Annotated in this window: 5 protein-coding genes; all 5 read right to left on the minus strand. The window is 46.8% G+C overall.

From position 1 onward, the window contains the following. Positions 1-218: 218 nt before the first annotated feature. Positions 219-4,100, minus strand: a complete 3,882-nt coding sequence (locus TX77_RS11495; protein ID WP_044505218.1) for an ESPR-type extended signal peptide-containing protein — start codon at positions 4,098-4,100, stop codon at positions 219-221. A gap of 306 nt (positions 4,101-4,406) precedes the next feature. Further along, positions 4,407-10,118, minus strand: a complete 5,712-nt coding sequence (locus tag TX77_RS11500; protein WP_044505219.1) for an ESPR-type extended signal peptide-containing protein — start codon at positions 10,116-10,118, stop codon at positions 4,407-4,409. A gap of 453 nt (positions 10,119-10,571) precedes the next feature. After that, positions 10,572-12,548 (minus strand): YadA-like family protein, encoded by a 1,977-nt coding sequence (locus TX77_RS11505; RefSeq protein ID WP_071822370.1) that lies wholly within the window; start codon positions 12,546-12,548, stop codon positions 10,572-10,574. 294 nt (positions 12,549-12,842) lie between these two features. Next, on the minus strand, positions 12,843-17,747 hold the full coding sequence (locus TX77_RS13920; RefSeq protein WP_044505220.1) for an ESPR-type extended signal peptide-containing protein: 4,905 nt from the start codon (positions 17,745-17,747) through the stop codon (positions 12,843-12,845). Between the two features lie 378 nt (positions 17,748-18,125). Beyond that, positions 18,126-20,351, minus strand: a 2,226-nt coding sequence (locus TX77_RS13060; protein WP_230198136.1) for a YadA-like family protein, incomplete at its 5' end; no start/stop codon positions are given.

A 20,351-nucleotide genomic window follows, 5' to 3' on the forward strand; every position in this document is an offset into this window, starting at 1 on the left:
TAGTGCATTCTTTCAATTTTTATTTTATATATCCGCATAATAATTGTCAATTAATTGTCGATATTATTATTGAATATAAGCATTCATCTATTCTTATCATGAAAGGAATATTTTTCAAAGCAATTCAGTCTTATAGATAAAACAAAAAAACACCGGGAACCCCATATTATACGAGATTCCCGGTGCTTCGGAGGCCATCTTTCGATGGACATGAACACTTATTTATTTTTGGTTAACTCAGCAACAGCTGCCATCAATTCTTCAATCTTCTGGTTCTGTGCTTCGAGTTTGTCATTCTGCTGAGATACGACAGATTTCAAGCTGTCAATTTCGTTAGCCATGGCTTTCTTGGACGAGTAGGTGTTGCTCGAGCCTTCACCGATTCTCCAGGTTACGCCGGCGTTGACCATGTTTTCACCGCCGCCGTAGGACGACCCGATGCTGAACATGGTATCGTTGTTGGGGCGATAGAAGGCACCGACTGCAACAGCGCTGGCACCGCGGTAGTTACCGACACCGGCTGCTACTTCCCAACGGGAATCGGGATCGAAATCCAAGGGGTGGAGGGCTGCCAAGGCGGCTGCACCGGCACCGACGCGGTCGACACGATCGTCGAGTCGATTAATGCGATTGCTCATTTCACCCATGCCGTTGCCGATATTGGTAACGACGTTGTTCAACTGGCTGACGTTTACGGCGTCCGTTGCGGCTGTACCGGCAGCTACGTTATGGATCTGGTTGCCGCCCATGCTGACGTTGTCCGACGTAACGGCAATGGATTTGGACGAATCGCTGCTGTTGGCAATGGTAAGGCCGCTGTTATTGATGGTCGTGTTGCCCGTTACGACAGAGGAAGTCGTTACTGTGTCACCGGTAATGGACGTCGTCGTATCGCCGGAACCAACGGTAATCTTATCGCTGGCGGTCAGAGACTTCGTTTCTACACTGTCAAGGCCGGAGAGCTTGGACGACAATTTAATGTCAAAACCGTTGCCGGCTTCGTTATTTACAACACCGATATTGCCGTCGGTCAAGGAGCTGGTATCAGCACCGCCCTTGAGGTTCAAGGTATCATCTTTACCGAGCGAAATTTGTTCACCCGTATCGCTGACGAAGGTACGTTTTGCATTGTTGATTTCACCGATGCTGGTGTTGATATCGCTGATATTTCCTGCAATCTGGGCCAACTGACCTTCCGTTGCAGCACGATCAGCTACGTAGTTGTTCGGGTCCCACGTCGTGTTATCGAGGCCGGTGATATACTGACCGCTTTCAGTGGAACCATTAGTTGTTGTAACACTCTGGTTGCCCATTACGATACCGCCGTTCGCTGCATCGCCAATGACGACCTGGCCATTAGAGCCGTCGACCGTTACCTGATTAGCACCAGTTCCGGCTGTAACCGTTGCGTTACCACCGTTTACCATTACTGCGTTGGCATCAGTACCTGCTGTGATGGTCGAAGTCGTGCCATCAACCTTTACCTGCTGCGTTGTATCTGTAGCGCTGCTTACCGTAAAGGTATCGTTTAAGTTAATCTTATTGTCGTCACCTACAGTAATGTTTTTACCGGAGGTCAACGTAATTGCCGTTACATCATCACTCAATTTAGTAGACAAGGCTTTAAGCTGTGCTACGTTGACAGCATCCGTATCCAAAGTACCGGCTGCGACGTTGGTAATCTGACGGGTAAGGCCCGTTTCGCTGTTACCGACGGATACAGCAGCTCCGGTGGACTGCCAAGTGGAAACAAGCTGGTTGGACTGAGTCTGAAGGCTGGCCAATTCAGTACGAGCCGTAGCAAGTTCTTCTTCTTTGGCCGTAATCTGAGAATTGATAGACGTAAGGTCATCACCGGTAGCAGTGTTCTTAGCCGTCTGCAAAGCAACGACGTCGCTGGACAAGGAGTCTACTTTAGACTGAGCCGTAGCGATATCGGACTGAAGCTGGGTATACGTTGCCTGGTTGCTGCCCAAGATATCGGCCTGAGACGTAATCGTGCCGCTCGGATCATAGCCGATGACACCGGAGTCTACGTTAGTTTTGGACTTGCTGCCGAGAGCTACACCGCCGGCAATGTTAGCCGTCGTCTGGTCGCCCAAAGCGCTGGCAGATTCAGCCGATGCATTAGAGTAGAAACCTAAGGCCGTGGCATATTTACCGTTAGTAGAAGCCTGGCTGCCGATGGCACTGGATAAATGACCTTTTGCACGAGCCGTAAAGCCTACTGCCAAGGTATTGGTATCATATGCTTCGGCACCGCCGCCAATGGCCGTATTCTGATAGCCATAGGCTTTGGCATCGGTACCCATAGCCATGGAGAAGCTATACTTATCAGATTCTAACGGATTAATTAAACGTTCTTCACTAACTGTGTTTTTACGTTCGTTCGGAACGGAAACGTCAGAGCTCGTGCCGTCACCGGAAGATTCTGCACCTACATAGGCACGGTCACCAAAGGCTAAGGAGTAAATACCATTTGTTTCGGCACGGTTACCGATAGCCGTGGAGCTGGTGTTATTCGCTTTGGCCAAATAACCCATAGCAATGGCGTTTCTGGCAGAGGCAGTAGCAAAATTACCAAGAGCCATAGAGAGATACTCAGTAGCAGAAGAGTTTTGACCTAATGCCATAGAGGAAGAAGCGGTTGCTTTAGAAGAAATACCGAGGGCTACACCACCATTGGCAGCCGTAGACGTCGAACCGATGGCAATAGAAGTCGCACCGGAAGAAGAAGAACGGTTGCCGATAGCAATCGAGCCCGAACCGGTAGAAGTCGCCTGATTACCAAGGGCTACCGCACGTTCACCACTGGCAGTCGTGTAAGCACCCAAAGCAGTAGCTAAATTACCGGCAGCTTTAGAAGCGCCACCAATCGCTACAGCATTAGTTCCCGTAGCACCGTCATTATTTTTATTACCAGTTAATGTAGAATTCACGGAAACATAAGAGATTTTATTAGCATCAACAGTATCGCTCAAAGTGCTAAGACTGGAGTTTAAAGTGCTAATATTAGAGTTTATAGTGCTAATGTTGGAATTTACATTGCTAATATCGGAGTTTACATTGCTTTCCAACGCTTTAAGCTGAGCCACGTTTACCGCATCGTAATCGTCAGCACCGGCTGCAACGTTTGTAATACGGCGGCGGTTTTCAGCTACCGTCTTACCGCTGGCATCAGTATAAGAAGCATTGCCTACGGATACGACACCATTGCTGGCCGAGAAGGCTTCGTTAGTCAAGTAGCCGGTCGTCGCTACGCCGGTCGTGTCTGCTAAGGAATTTTGACCTAAAGCAACGGAGTTGCCGGATGCAGCGGACGCACTTTTACCGATAGCGACGGAATTGGCAGCCGTGGAAGCAACGTTCGCAGCGTTACCGATAGCGATAGCAGAATTACCGGCTGCAGCGGAGTTATAACCCAAAGCTGCAGAGTACGCACCGGAAGCCGTAGCACCGTTACCATATGCAGAAGCACTGGAGCTGGTCGCTTTGGATTGGTAACCGACAGCTGTCGTATAGTAATTGGTTGCTTGCGCTTGATAACCGGAAGCAACGCCATAATTACCGGATGCGTTTGCCTGGTAGCCGGAAGCCAAGCTGTAATCAGCAGTTGCGGACGCAGATGCGCCAAGGGCGGTACTGTATCTCGATGATGCTTCAGCGCTCGGTCCAATAGCTACACTACTAGCCCCGGATGATTTAGATCTATTACCAATGCTTATCGCCGAAGTGTTAGATGCAGCGGCACTGCTACCGATAGCGACAGTATTGTTGCCGGACGCTGTAGTGTTGTAACCAAGTGCCGTGGAAGCTGAACCGGTTGCTTTCGCCGAGTTACCGATAGCTGCAGCCATATATGTAGTAGCTTCAGAAGAAGTACCAACAGCCACGCCGGCGCCGGTACCTTCCGTATTAGCCGCTGCACTGGCCAAACCGGTTACGCCCATGGAAAGAGCCAGAACCGTAAGAACGGCAGCTAACGTCTGGGCGGGCTGAGATTTTATCGATACAGCCTTGCCGCTTCTCTTCGCTAATTCCGAGACGACGACATAGCTGTTTTTTACTTTACTCCAAATGACCTTATATTGTTTGTTCATATTTAGTTTCCCCTTATAAAAATAATTTAAATTTATATATTTCTTAATTGTTTATCTAATCGAATTTTCTAAATAGTTAAGAACTTGTATCCCTTAGTTTTCTTGATTTTACACTAACTTGACAGAATTTGTCAATAATCCATTTCAGATAATTTATATCCAAAAACGAATTGTACATTGCAATACAGTTATAACTTGGGGATTTAGTCCATTAAGTTTTATTTATTTAACAAACAAAAAACGAGGCTCCCCATAAGAGAGGAGCCTCGCTCGGCATATTTACACCATTGAAGATTTTCAGACGACTTATTTCGTTAACGCTGCAACAGCCGCCATTAATTCTTCAATCTTTTTATTTTGCGCATTAAGTTGTTCACTTTGTGCTTCAAGTTTATCGTTCTGTTGGGATACAACCGATTCCAAATCCGTGATCTTTTGTGCCATAACTTTCTTGGACGGGTAGTTGATCGTTTCTCCATCGCCGATTCGGAAGGTTACGCCGGCGTTGATCATGTTTTCACCACCGCCGTAGGAGGAACCGATGCTGACCAAGGTGTTGACATTGGGACGATAGAAGGCCCCGATGGCAACGGCGTTAGCGCCGCGGTAGTTACCGACTCCGGCCGAGATGTCCCATTTCGCTTCCGGGCTGAATTCCAGCGGATGGAGAGCTGCCAGGGCGGCGGCACCGGCACCGACGCGATCGACACGACGGTCGAGGTTGCCGATACGGTTGTTCATTTCATTCATTCCCGTGCCGATGTTATTGAGGGCGCGGTCGAACTGGCCTTTGTTAATGGCGTCCGTCGATTCCGTAGCATCGCCGACATTTTGAATTCGATTGCCGCCCATGCTGACGTTGTTGTTCTGGACGGTGATGTTCTTCGACGAATCTTCGTTTACAATCTTGAGACCGTCATTGTTGATGGTCGTGTTGCCCGTCGTAACCGATCCGGTATTGACCGTGTTGCCCTCGATGATCGTCTGATTGTCTCCGGTGCCGACGGTAATCTTATTGTTTACTTCAACATTGTTCACCTCAATACTGTTGAGGCCCTTGATGTCTTTCGACAACTTGATGTCAAAACCGCTGCCGTCGCTGTTATTTACGACGCCGATGTTGTTATCGGAGAGGTTGTTGCTGTCAGCGCCGCCTTTGAGCTTCATGGCATCCGTATTTTTACGGGTTACCTGATTATCCGCACCGCTGTCGCTTTCAAAGACGCGGCTGGAGGATTTAACGGCCGTATCGATGTCACTGATCTGCTTGGAAATGCTGTCCGTTACATCTTTCAACTGACCTTCGGTTGCTGCACGGTTTTCAACGATACCCTGGTTTGCAGGATCCCATTTCGTGTTGTCGAGGCCGGTGAGGAACTGACCGTTCTGGGAATCCGTAGTGCCGTCAGCCTTCGTGCCGGTAACATTCGATTGGTTGCCCATGACAATGCCGCCATTGGCTGCATCGCCAATCGTGACCTGACCGTTCGTGCCGTCAACGACGACTTTATTAGCACCGTCACCGGCCGTAACCGTTGCAGCGTCACCGTTGATGTTGACCTGTTTTGCTGCATCCGTATCGGAGCCCAAGGTGATGTTATTTTCCAAGGATACCTTTGTACCGGTGCCATCTGCATTTACTTCAACGCTGATGTTCTTACCGGCAACTACCTTGTTGGCCGTCACATTGGAGTTAATGTTATCGTAAACGGATTTCAACTGATCTTCCGTCGCTGCCCGGCCGCTTACGTAACCGTTAGTAGCTGGGTCCCAAGTAAGGTTAGTTAAACCGGTAATGTAATTACCTGTTTCAGAGCCCTTATTTGTATTAGTTACAGTCTGGTTAGCGATGTAGATGCCTTCGCCTTCTTTAGCCCCACCTACACGTACGCTATTCAGGTCGTTCAAGTCTTTCGACAATTTAACCTGTAAGGTGTCATCAGCAGATTTTACAACGCCGATGTTGTCGTCGGTCAAGTTGTCGCTGGCAGCACCGCCGGTAATGTTGAGGGTGCCTTTATTTTTCGTCGTAACCTTAGCCGTAGCATCGTCACCGGCAAAGTTCAGAGCTACGTCACCGACTTGATTCGAAATATCGTCGGTTGTGGCAATTTTATCAACCGTGAAGTTTGTTCCGTCGTTACGGGTGATGGTTAAGGTATTATTTGCAAGGGAAGCACCGCTAATGTATTTATCCTGCAGGCCATTGACCGTGACCGTGTCGCCATTTTCCATGGTTAAGGTCATGGAGCCCGTACCGTTGTCAGCGTAGGTAGCAGCACCAGATTTAATCGTGCTGCCCTTGAGCTGCGATACATTGACAGCATCGGTATCAGCTTCACCGGCTGCGACGTTGGTGATCTTCTGACCGCCGTTGCTTAAGCCTGCGGAGGACAATTTAACATTGTTATCGAAGGCAATACTGCCGTCAGCCATGGTGAGGTCTTTGGCCAACTTCACTTTCAAGGCATTATCGCCGTCTTTTACGACGCCGATGTTGTCTGCCGTCGTAAACTCAGTGGCCCCACCGGTAATGTTCAGTGTCTGGCCATTGCCGCGTGCAATCGTAGCGGAAGTGTCGTCGCCGGTGAAGTTCAAGGTTGTCTTACCGGCATCTTCTGCAGCAGCTGCAACCTGTTTAAGCTGAGCTACGTTTACGGCATCGGTGTCATTCGTACCGGCTGCTACGTTAGTAATCTGACGGGTTAAGCCGGTTGCACTGTCACCTACGGATACAGCAGCGCCCGTTGCCTGCCAAGTGGAAACTAACTTATTCATTTCAGTTTGGTCAGCATTTAAGGAATTTTGAGCCGCAGTCAATTCAGTTTGTTTGGCATCAATCTGGTCTTGAAGGTCAAAATATTCATTAGACCATCTGCTATACTGACTTTGCTGCTGTTTCAAATCTGCAATGTCCGAAGTCAAGCTATTTACCGTATCGTTGCTCGTTGCGATAGAGGATTTAAGCGCATCATATTGTGTTTTGTTAAGTGCGCCAATGCTGTCCGTATCGGTAATTTCACCCAACGGATCATAACCGATAGCCCCTTTATCTACCGTAGCCAGCGAGTTCGCACCGAGGGCTACGCCGCCGTCATAGGATACATTCGTATTTCGACCGACAGCTACTGCATTATTAACCGTTGTCGTAGTACCTGCATCGGAAGAACCGATGATGACATTGTTATTAACGCCGGTCAAGGTACGGTTATCACCGATTACAACGGCCGTCTTAGTATCACTTACCGTATTGTTGATACCGGTGATGGTTACATTGTCTACGTTAGTAGCTGTATTGTTATAGCCCGTAATAGAGTTATACTGAGCAATATCGGAGCTTGTACCGGTAACCGTGTTATTCACACCGATAATCGCCGTATTCTGGGTATAGTCGGCCGTGTTGCCGCCGCCGACAGCCAAGGTGGATCCACCGCCACCGGAGCTTTGAATCCCCTTACGTAATGCATCAGCCATTTCATCAACCGTTAACGTGCTGGTCAAGGTATCGATACCGCTAATGGATTGTACAGAGTTCGTAATTTTATTGCCGGCACCGTAAATGAGTGCACCGTTAGCATTTTCAGCAATGTTGGCTACACCGACAATGCTGTTCGCAATACCGCTGGAACCACTGTAACCGGCAGAGCGAATGCTGTTCAAGGAACCGACTACGTTGGCACCGAAGTTTTGAGAACCATAAAGAAGGCTGTTAAAACCGCCGGCACCGGTGAAGTTACCGGTCATTACGGAATAAGCACCGAGCATGCTGCCCAAGGCACCTTTATTGTAGGAGTTGGAGCCGATGGTCGTCATGCCTACCAAGTTGGCCTGGGACTGGTCGTTGATTTCAGAACCGCCCATGGTGTAGCCCTTCATGGTGTGAGACCCAATCTGTACACTACCTGTACGAGCATACGCATTCGCACCGATAGCGATACCACCAGGAGATTTATCCGGATCAATTGGAAGATCGCTGCCGGATGCGTAGTTATCCGGTGTGAAGCTTAAGGCTTTATCCTGTTTACCGCTACCATTCAATACAGTAGCACCTTTACCCATAGCAATACTTGTTAAGTTAAGGCCATTAGTAGTAACGAGTGCGTTTTCACCGATAGCAATACTGCCGGTACCGGTGTCTCTGTTACCGCCATTCCCCAGAACACGAGCATTGGTACCAACAGCAACGGAATTGTTTGTCTGAGCACTGGCCGCTATACCGGCAGCCAACGCATTCGTCCCGGTTGCACCGTTATTGTTATAGTTCCCTGCGGTTGTATCCGTAGAATTAACGCTGTAGAAGTGCGTTTTATTGGCATTTACCGTATTCGTCAAAGAGGTAATATCTGCCGAAGATGCGATACCATCGACGGTAACCGTGCCGCCGTCATTACGGGTGAGGGTCAAAGTATTGCCGCTCAAGGCTGCACTGGTGACGTAAGTGTTTTTAAGGCCGCTTACAGTAACGTTATTACCTGCCGAATCGGTCAAAACCAAAGTTCCGTCACCATCGGTATAGGAAACGGTACCGCTGGCCAAGGTCGTATTGGTATCGGTAGATTTAATGGTATAAGTAGTCCCATCAGCGTTTGTTACGGAATCAATGGTAACATTTTCACCGGGTGTTAAAGTTACTTTAGATGCTCTGAGCTGGGCGACGTTTACAGCATCCGTATCCTGCATACCGGCAGCAACGCCCGTAATCTGGCGAGTTGCCGTAGCTGCGCCGCCATCGGTCGGAACGCCGACAGAAACAGCGGCTAAGGTAGATTTCCAAGTTGCGGAATCAGTCGTGGAAGCCTCTTTCGTGTTCGGGTCATAGCCGGCAACCCCAGAGGCTACGCTGGCTACAGAACCGGAACCTAAAGCGACACCTCCGTCAACGGTTGCGTTAGCATTGCTGCCGATGGCAACTGCGTTACTAACGGTCGTTTCCGTAGCGGAATCTGCGGTACCGATAACAACGGTATTGGCCAAGTCAGATACAGTTCTGTTCGTACCAACAACGATGGTGTTGTCTACATTGGTAGCCGTGTTGTTAAAGCCGGTTACGGAGTTGTACTGGCTGATGTTGCTGCTCGTACCTTTAACGGTATTGTTTACACCGATAATGGAAGTCTTCTGAGTGTAGTCAGCCGTATTGCCGCCGCCGATAGCGAGGGTTGCACCACCGCTTTGAGAGTTCTTAATGCTGGTCATCAAATTAGTCTGAAGCTCTTTTGCTGATGCACCACCGCTTGACGGTGCAGAGATAGACGTAATGGAGTTGGTAATTTCATTGCCGGCACCAAAAATTAAGGAGCCATTCGAATTGAATGTTCTGTTCGCTGTACCTACAACGCTATTAGCGATGCCAGAATATCGACTTGAAGAAGTAGCAGACTCAATACTATTTAAAGAACCATTTATAACAGCACCAAAGTTTTGTCCTGCATAACCTGAAGTTAAAAAACCACCGTTATATCTACCGGAAATAATAGAGAATGCTCCATTAACCGTAGAGAATGCCCCTTGATTATAGCTATTCGCACCAACGGTAGTAGAATAAATATTTACCCCTTTACTCTTTACATTATTATAGCTTGTACCTTCAACCGTTGTATCACCTAAAGCCCCTATGTATTTGTGATCACCAAGCATTACACTACCACTACGTGCATAGGCATTTTGACCGATGGCAATGCCGGCTGCCCACTGGCTCTGATCAGTCTGGCCGAAAGAAAACAGGTTTTCCTGCGTACCGGCCATATTTTCAACATAGGAATTATTACCAATGGCAATGCTGCCTACTTGGTTAGCATAGTTACTAGTCCCTGCATTATCACCTAATTTAACGTCTACAGCTTGAACCGAGGCAATATTCGCAACAGACAACACGGCAAAAGCAGCTAAGACGGCTGCTGCCGAAACGTATTGACGCGAGCCACTCGACACGGGCTTGCTGTGGCTCTTGGCGATTTCAGAAACTACGACGTAGCAGTTCTTTACTTTGCTCCAAACGACTTTGTAAATTTTGTTCATATTCATTTCCCCCAATAGAATGGATAATTAAACGACACAACGATAAGAAACAGACACAATATTACAACGGAAATCTGAAGACCTCTTTTAGTCTTTAACGGCATTTCTTTATTTTGACACATCATTCAACAAATAGGCCGCCCTATCGCATATCCCCTCCACAGCCTGTTTTTACCGCAGCATTACCTCAATTTGACAAATGTACTCCAGTTAAAACAAGTCATTATCAATCTAGACTTTTATGGTCATAATTTTATAGATTGCTTTAAATTTTGTCAATAAAACAAATACTAATTTTCTATTACAAATCGATATTGACTATTTCATATTTTTTATAATTTAAATTTTCTTTACACATGTCTCTATTCAACGCTAAAATTTGCCACACAAAAAGGCCCTCTGAAAAGAGGACCCTTTTGTTACCACGTCGATGTTACACGACATTCAATTATTCTATTTTTTTAATTCAGCAACAGCCTGCATCAATTGTGCAATCTGCCGGCTCTGTTCTTGCAACTGCTTGCCCTGGGATTCCAATTGCCGGCTCTGAGCTTCAATCTTGCTGTTTTGTACTTCAAGCTTATTGTTCTGAGCCGCCAGTTGTTCACTCTGCGACTCAATCTTGTTATTCTGTGCCGTAAGTTGTTTGCTCTGCGATTCCAGTTTACGATTCTGTTCATCGACAAGGGATCTCAAACTGTCAACTTCCCGTGCCAAGGTATCCTGCGATGAATATACCTTAGTCGTGCCTTCGCCGATGCGGAAGGTTACGCCGGCATTGATCATATTTTCACCGCCGCCATAAGACGAGCCGAGGCTGATCATGGTATCGTAGTTCGGGCGATAGAAGGCACCGACGGCTACGGCATTAGCACCACGATAGTTACCGACACCGGCTGAAACTTCCCAACGGGACGTCGGATCAAAGTCCAGTGGATGTAAGGCCGCCAAAGCTGCCGCACCGGCACCGACACGGTCGACACGGTTATCGAGGTTGCTGATGCGATTATTGACCTGACCCATACCGTTATTGATTTGGCTTATTTCGCGGTCAAATTGATTTTTGTTAATGGCATCCGTCGGGTTCGTGCCTTCGCCAATATTCGTAATGACATTGCCGCCCATGCTGACGTTGTTGTTCTGAATGGTGATGTTCTTCGACGAATCTTCATTTTTAATCGTAAGGCCGTTATTGTTCATCGTCGTGTTGCCCGTCGTGACTGAATTGAGGCCCTTAATATCTTTCGACAACTTGATATCAAAGCCGTCTTTATTGGAATTCGTTACGACGCCGATATTGCCGTCGGATAAGTTCGTAACATCAGCCCCACCCTTAAGGTTCATGGTTTCGCCAAGCTTGACACTTACTTGGTTACTTGCTCCATCATCGCCGGAAAAATCTCGTGTACCATCACTCTCTCCCGTAGATCCGTTGATATTATTTATCTTGTTAGTGATATCCTTGATACTGATATTAACATTCGATTCTAATTTCTTCAATTGTGCAATATTAACGGCATCATAATCATCAGCCCCACCAGCCACATTGGTAATACGACGATGATTTTCTGCAATAGTTTCATCGAAGCCGTCTACATATTCCGTATTTCCGACAGATACAATTCCATTTTCTTTTGAAAAAACTTCGTCAGTTAAATATGCTTTCGTTGATATATCATCCGAGACAACTGCAACAGACCGTGTCCCTAATGCCATAGAATTATCCGCTTTAGCAACAGCCAGTGTTCCTAAAGCTACAGAACCATAATTAGGAGCCTCAGACAAAGATCCCATTGCCATAGACCACTCACCACCTGAACTAGCCATATTCCCTTGAGCCACAGACAGATAACCATCGGAAACTGCCCCAGCACCTATGGTCGTACTAAATAAACCAGAAGAATTTGAACCGTATCCTATCGCTATGTTCAAATACTCTTTTGCATGTGAATCTTCACCAATGGAAATACTATACTGGCTTTCCGCGTTACTCTTATTTCCTATTGCCAACGAGCTCGATCCACTTGCATGAGCTACACCACCAATAGCAATCCCATAATTTCCAGCTCCTTTTACAGTACTGCCGATGCCAATAGCTATACTCGCAGGTTCCTCAGCAATAGCCCCTGTCCCAAAGCTGATTCCATAACCTTTTCCGGGAGTATTTTCAGCCTCAGGTAATTCTGGTTGGGTCGGTTCCTCCGTATCTGTAGAATCTACAGGAGTCGTTATTTCGACGTACCCCGTATCCTCCTCCGTTTCAGTTGCTTCTGCAAAAACCCCGCTCGTTATCCCCGAACAAAGGGCTAACGCCGAAAGTATCGTCACTACTTTTCGACTAGGCCATATTTTTTTCGACATCAAAGGACAGTTACCACTACGTTTCATTTTATTTTGATTATTCAGGACACTCATATACAGATTATTCATAAGACTAAGCTCCTTTACTTTATTAGACAAACACTAGCAAAGACAGAATTCAACATGATAAACCCACAACTAGTCATATCTATTTGTTTTTATTATATACATTATTTCACAACATTCTCGATAATTCAACCACAATTTATGTATATATGTAAATACAGAAATAACGTATTAGAGCTACTGATCCCCATTTGTTAGTTTCTTCAGATATGAAAACTTCAGTGCTGTAGAAAACACAAACAGAGGCCCCTCTCCAAAGAGAAGGACCCCAGTCTTATGTAGCACGTTGTCTATATTTTATTTTTTCAAATCTTCAATAGCCTGCATCAGTTGTTCAATCTTCTTATTCTGTTCTTCCAATTGTTGACGTTGAGCCTTAATCTCGTTACTTTGAGCAGATAACTGTTCGCTCTGCGACGCAATCTTGTTGTTCTGAGCTGCCAGTTCGTCGTTCTGTGCGGCCAGTTTATCATTTTGTTGATCGACGACGGATCTCAAGCTGTCAATTTCCTGGGCCATAGCATCTTTCGACGGGTAAGCCTTGGTCGTGCCTTCGCCAATCCGCCAGGTTACACCGGCATTAACCATGTTTTCACCGCCGCCATAAGATGAACCTATGCTAATCATCGTATCGTAGTTCGGACGGTAGAAGGCACCGACGGCTACGGCGTTTGCGCCGCGATAGTTACCGATGCCTGCCGAAACTTCCCAACGCGTAGCAGGATCGTATTCTAAGGGGTGGAGAGCTGCCAAGGCCGCCGCCCCGGCTCCGACACGATCGACGCGGTTGTCGAGTTTGTTGATCTGATTGCCGAGTTGGTTCATGCCGGAACCGATATTGTTCACCGTAGTGTCAAAGGTGCTCTTATTAATAGCATCCGTCGGATTCTTAGCTTCCCCAATATTGGAAATAGTTTTGCCGCCGGCATCAATGCCATCGGCAGTGACAGACGGGCCATCTTTAATCACTAATCCATCATTGCTGACGGTCGTGTTACCCGTCGTTACGGAACCGGTCGTAACCGTATTACCACTGATGACGGTCGTCGTATCACCAGAGCCGACGGTAATGCTGTCGCTGGCCGTTAAGGTCTTCGTGCTGACACTGTCGAGACCGGTAAGTTTAGACGATAACTTAACACTGAAACCTTTATCGCCATTATTTACAACACCGATGTTCTTTTCAGTTAATGCACTTGTATCGGCGCCGCCGGTAAGACTTAAAGCATCGTCTTTACCGAGTACGACTTTTGCGTCACCGTCACCGGTAATCGTTCTCGTAGCATTTTCAATACCTTCACTAATCTCGCCGATTGTACCTACGATGTCACTCAACTGCCCTTCGGTAGCGGCACGGTCTTTAACGATACCATTCTTTTCAGGATTCCAAGTCGTATTGTCGAGACCTGTGATGTAATCACCGATTTCACCTTTGCCATTGTCCTGGTTGCCAATGACAACCCCACCAGCATTTGCATCGCCGATTACAACTTGTCCATTAGAACCATCAACGACGACCTTGTTATCTCCTGTTCCTGCTGTAACAGTTGCAGCATTTCCATCAATGGTTACCTGCTTAGCCGCATCATTGGTATCGCCTAAGGTAATCTTATCTTTTAAATTGATGGTATTAGTTTTAACACCAGTCGTATCATCAGTTGTAGTTTTAATTTCAATATTCTTACCGGCTGTTAAGGCACTATCAGCTGCTGCCTTCGTCACCTTAGCATCTAAGGCTTTGAGCTGCGCCACGTTGACCGCATCCGTATCAGTCGATCCGGCTGCCACATTGGTAATCTGACGAGTAAGACCTTCTTCCTTATTACCAATAGATACTGCACTTGCGCCGGATACCCAAGGAGCCACCAGCAAACGATACTTTTTAAAGGCATCTTGATATGCTTGAAGATTTTCATCTGTCTGATTTTGATAATAATTGTCGAGTGCTGCATTTACTGCATTCAGTGCACTTTCCATTTCTGTTGTAAAAATAGCATCTCCACCGACAGTCGGATCATAGCCAAGATAATTTCCATCACGATCTGTAACGGAATACGAGCCTAAAGCGATTCCGTTTACCATTGTAGCGGAAGCATTTCGCCCAAGAGCAAGTCCATTTTCCGCCGAAACATTGGCACTGCGCCCAATAGCAACCCCATCATAGGCATCCTCTGACACTGTTGCAAAATAACCAATAGCAATGCTATTCTCTTCCAAAGCCTTAGCATACGGCCCCATCGCAATGGTTCGATAATTTTCTGCTTTAGCAGATCCGCCTATAGCAATAGCATAATTCTGAGTGGCTTTAGCCGCTGAACCGAGTGCTACGGCACTTGAAGCAGTTGCTTCAGAACGTTCCCCTATGGCGGTAGCCATATTCCCCGTCGATTTACTATCAGTACCCAAAGCGATAGCATCTCCGGCATCTGCCAAAGCTCCTTTACCAACTGCCGTGCTAAAAATCCCTGTAGCGGAAGCATCAATACCGATTGCCATGGCATGAGCCCCGGTAGCGCCTTTATTGTCTTCATTACTGTTTACAACAAAGCCTTCCGGATTTACGCTGAAGAAACTAATCTTATTAGCATCAACCTTAGTATTAACTGCTTTCAACTGAGCAACGTTAACAGCATCCGTATCCAAAGTACCGGCGGCTACATTCGTAATCTGACGCGTTACGCCCTTGGAACTATCCCCTACGGAAACAGCACCTAATTGAGATTCCCAGGCACCGACAAGGGTCCGATACGTTTTCGCCGCATCTTCAGCCGCTTTAAGTTTATCTGCATTATCCGGATCGGCTACAGATGCCTTTGAAGCTTCCTGCCATGCAGTAAGGGCAGACTGCATCTCAGGAGTCATTACAAACGTCGTCCCTGTCGACGGATCATAGCCAAAGATTCTTGCATTTTTATCAGCCACAGAGAATGCCCCTAATGCAACGCCACTATCGACACCCTCTACTTTAGAAGATACACCAAGGGCCACTGCATTGTTAGCATTAGTCACTGTCGCATGGCTACCAAATGCGCTGCCATATTCTGAATCGGTTACTTTTGCCAAGTAACCAAATGCATTAGCTTCCTTCGAATTAGCTATATTAGCTCGACTGCCGACTGCGGCTGAATTTACCGAATTAGTGATTGCCGTATCAAAACCGATAGCATTAGATTCATTAGAATCTTCACCTACATAGGAATAGGTACCTAGGGCCATGCCATAATCACTGTCAACCTTTTTGCGTGTTTTGGTTCCGCTTCCATCATCAAATTCTTTAGCTATACCGACAGCAACAGAATACTGTTTCTTAGCCTTTGCGTAGGCACCGAGAGCAACCGAGTACATATCTGCTTCAGCCTGATTCCCACCGGCAAAAGAATGCTGACCGGCATAAGTGTCAAAACCGACAGCTGTACTTTGATTACCATCAGCTATACTGTTTTGGCCCACTGCCAGCGCAGCGCCACCACTCGCTTTAGCATCGTTAATTGGATAACCGCCTGTATGCATATCGATAAATTTGAGCCCAATCGTTACATTGGTTCCATCTTGCTTTAACTTGATACCACTACCGGCCTGCAATCTCACCATTTGACCTGATTGAATAGCACGAGATAGCCCTTCAGCAGTAGCATCTGAAGCCTGCCTAACGTCCGGTGCCGTCGTTACGCCCAGCATCCAACCACCGGATAATTGTGAAATCTTTGTCGTATTATCAGTGGCCTTATCATACACTTTGCGAAGCTGTGCCACGTTGACCGCATCATAATCATCGGCACCACCGGCTACATTGGTAATACGACGACGGTTTTCCTCAAAGTCATAGTTACCTAGAGTGTAGGCTTTATTACCGACAGAAACAACGCCGTTATTTTTTGAAAACTTTTCATCAGTTAAGTATGCTTTGGTAGCCACATCATCTTCAATAATAGCCAATGAATGTGTACCTAGAGCAACGGAATAATTGGATGCAGTACGGGCATTATTACCAATAGCAACACTATATTCTACCGCAGCAGAATCATCCAACGTGTTAGTGATTGCTTCTTTACCGATAGCTACCGAGCCTACACCATAGGCACGAGCGCCAAAGCCCAAAGCAGTCGCACCTTTCCCATCTGCTGCAGCTTTATAACCGAGTACAGACGAGTAATCGCCACGCGCTTCTGCACTTCGCCCGATTGCCACTGTTTGATTATTAAAAGCATTCGCACCGGCACCCAAAGCGATATCCTGATAGCCGTAAGCTTTCGCCTCTGAACCGATGGCAATGGTGTCTTTAAGTCTAGTATAGTTCTGTGCCGTATCTTTTGATGTACCGCTTACAGCTACGCCATTATCATGAACGGCTGTACTCGGCGTAGTTTCATCACCGATGAACGCTTTGTAGCCCACAGCTAACGCACGGTCAGCATTTGTACCAATTTCAGATCCACGTCCCATACTAAGTGATTCTCGAGATGCCGTCGTAGACTTATAGCCTATCGCGGTTGCTTCACTATTAGTTGCCTTAGATTCATAACCAAAAACAGCTGAAGAACCACCGGTAGCTTCAGTCTTATACCCTATAGAAACAGCGGAGCTGCCGGACGCTATCGTTGACAGACCAATGGCGATGCTATTGGAATTGGAGGCATTCGCCTTACTTCCAATAGCTATGCTATTACTGGTCGAAGCCACGGCCTCCTTTCCGATGGCCATACTAGTATTCCCAGTTGCTTGTGCCAGATTTCCGACAGCTATACTAGAAACCACAGTTGCCTGAGCACTAACACCCACAGCTACAGCTGAACCGGCCGCCTGAGCTTTAGTACCAAGAGCTGTCCCGGAAGAACCGGTTACTTCCGCACTGCTGCCAATAGCTGTACCGCTCATACCGGATGCATTCGCCTTATTACCAACAGCAACTGCATCCAGCAAACCTGTAGCTTTAGCCCCTGATCCAACTGCCGTATTTGTAGCCTTCGTTGCCTCAGATCCCGTACCGTATGCAACACCGGATCCAGTCCCCGTTGCCGTATCGGCAGCTATAACACCCGACGTCATGCCGGCACAAAGGGCCATCACGGCAAGAGACGCTGCCATTTTTTTATTAACCCGCGAGCGAGTCGTTACCGATTTCCGATCCGTTCCTACCAATTCAGATACGACGACATAGCAATGCCGCACTTTGCTCCAAATAACTTTATAAATTCGATTCATGCCGATTCCTCCCATATTCCTTAATTGAAAAAAATATAAAAGAAATGATAAAATTTAGAAGTTATTTCCCCCAAACAGCTCCGTGCTGTCTATATCGATTACCAAGCCTCCTTAATTCTCGGCCTAATAAGCCCCACTTTACCAAAATTATAAAATTTTAATAACGTTTATTTGTTGTTTATTTTATATAGTATCTATATACTTGTCAACAAATTACACATATTATGTCTATATTAAATCAGCAATTCTCTGTTTATTTCAGTTTCAATATATTTTTTAGTAATATATAACATTTTCAGAAATAAAAAAACTGAGGCCCCTCTCCGATAAGAGGAACCCCAGCTATCGTTACTTATTGTCAGAATTGATACGACTGCCTTATCTCTTCAACTCGGCAATAGCCTGCATCAATTGTTCAATCTTCTTATTCTGTTCTTCGAGCTGCTGACTCTGAGCTTCAATCTTGCTGTTCTGAGCCTCGATCTTGTCGTTCTGTGACGCCAGTTTGCTGTTCTGTTCGTCTACAACCGACCGCAAGTTGTCAATTTCCTGAGCCATAGCGCCTTTCGACGGGTAATTTCCCGTTCCACCTTCCCCAAATCTCCAAGTTACGCCGGCATTTACCATGTTTTCACCGCCGCCGTAAGACGACCCGATGCTGACCATGGTGTTGTAGTTCGGGCGATAAAAGGCACCGACGGCAACGGCATTGGCACCGCGGTAATTACCGATACCGGCAGAGAATTCCCAGCGTGACGTCGGATCGAAATCTAAGGGATGTAAGGCTGCCAGAGCTGCTGCACCGGCACCGACACGATCGACGCGATTATCGAGCTTGTTAATCTGATTGCCCAGTTGATTCATACCCGACCCGATATTGTTAATCGTGGTGTCAAAAGTCCCCTTATTGATGGCATCGGTACCTTCTGTCGCTTCACCGATGTTGTGAATAGCTTTACCACCGGCGTCGATACCGTCTTTCGTGACGGACGGGCCGTCGGTAATCGTCAGGCCGTCACTACTGATCGTCGTATCGCCCGTCGTAACAGAACCGGTCGTAACCGTATTCCCGCTGATGACCGTAGTCGCATCACCAGAGCCTACGGTAATGCTGTCACTGGCTGTTAAGGTCTTAGTAGATACACTGTCGAGGTTGGAAAGTTTAGACGACAATTGAACTTTAAAGCCTTTGCCATTATTAACGATACCGATATTTTTATCCGTCAAGGCATTTGTATCGGCACCGCCGATAAGACTTAAGGTTTCCGTTGTCCCGATTTCAACCTTAGTTCCACTGTCACCGACAAAGGTCTGTTTCGTATTTTTAATGCTGTCATTGATTTTACCGATTTCAGTGCCGATAATATCTTTTAATTGTCCTTCCGTAGCGGCACGATCTTCGACGATATTATGGGGATCCCACTTAGTATTGCTTAACCCCGTAATATAATTACCGCTTTGTTTAACGACATCTCCGTTTTCATCAACCTTGTCGTTGCCGTCGGCATCCTTTACGGTAAATTCCTGATTTCCGATGACAAGGCCATTATCCGCCCCCAAAGTAATCGTATCTTTTAAACTAATTTTATTCGTATCTCCATCTTTAGCGATAGTAATATTATCACCGGCTGCCAAGGATGCTGCTTTTATATCGGCAGTCAATTTCGTATTTAACGCTCTGAGCTGGGCTACGTTAACGGCATCCATGTTGTACGTGCCGGCCGCTACCTGTGTAATCTGACGAGTCTTGCCCTTGTCACCGACAGATACAGCCCCAAGGCCTGACTTCCAAAAACCGTATGTATCTGAGCTTCTGTCCTTCCCTTCCGGATCATATCCGGGGGTTCCGGCTTTTGTTTTTGCTACGGAAAAGGCCCCTATAGCTACACCATCAGCAGCAGTAACATTAGCTTTATAACCGAGTGCAGTGCCATTTGCTGCGCTCTTAACATAAGCTGATGTCCCGAGTACAGTTGCATATCCCGACGCAGTTACATAAGCCTGATTCCCGATAACGTTGGAACCAGTAGAATCCTTCTCAACATAAGCTTTATCCCCAATGGCAACAGAGAAGGTACTATCGACCTTTTTATAGTCACTGTCTGATTTACTTGGATCGCTTCGTACACCGGTACCGATAGCAACGGAGCCTTCCAAAGCAGCTTTAGCATTATAGCCAATAGCAACGGAACTCAAACCAGCATCAGATTCACTGCCGCCGGCAAATCCAAACTCACCGGAATGAGATTTCCAGCCCACGGCCACCCCCTGTTGGGCATCTACCACACTATTTTGACCGATAGCCAGCGACGCTGAGCCGGTGGCATTAGCATCGTTATAAGGCCATCCACCCGGCTGCATATCAATAAACTTAAGCCCAATCTGTACAGCCTTTCCAGTTGAACTTTTAGTTAATTTAATACCTCGTCCAGCCTGTAGAACAACCGTATCACCGGGTTCAATTTCTGTAGTCGAACCCGTTGCAGTTCCTTCATGTTCGGTTTTTACATCAGGGCCTACACTTACACCAAATTTCCAAATTGTATCCGTATCGGCAGCCATGACACCGGGCATCATCCCGGCACAAAGAGCCCATACAGCAAG

Source organism: Megasphaera massiliensis (assembly GCF_000455225.1).
In the GTDB taxonomy this organism is placed as follows: Bacteria; Bacillota; Negativicutes; order Veillonellales; family Megasphaeraceae; genus Megasphaera; species Megasphaera massiliensis.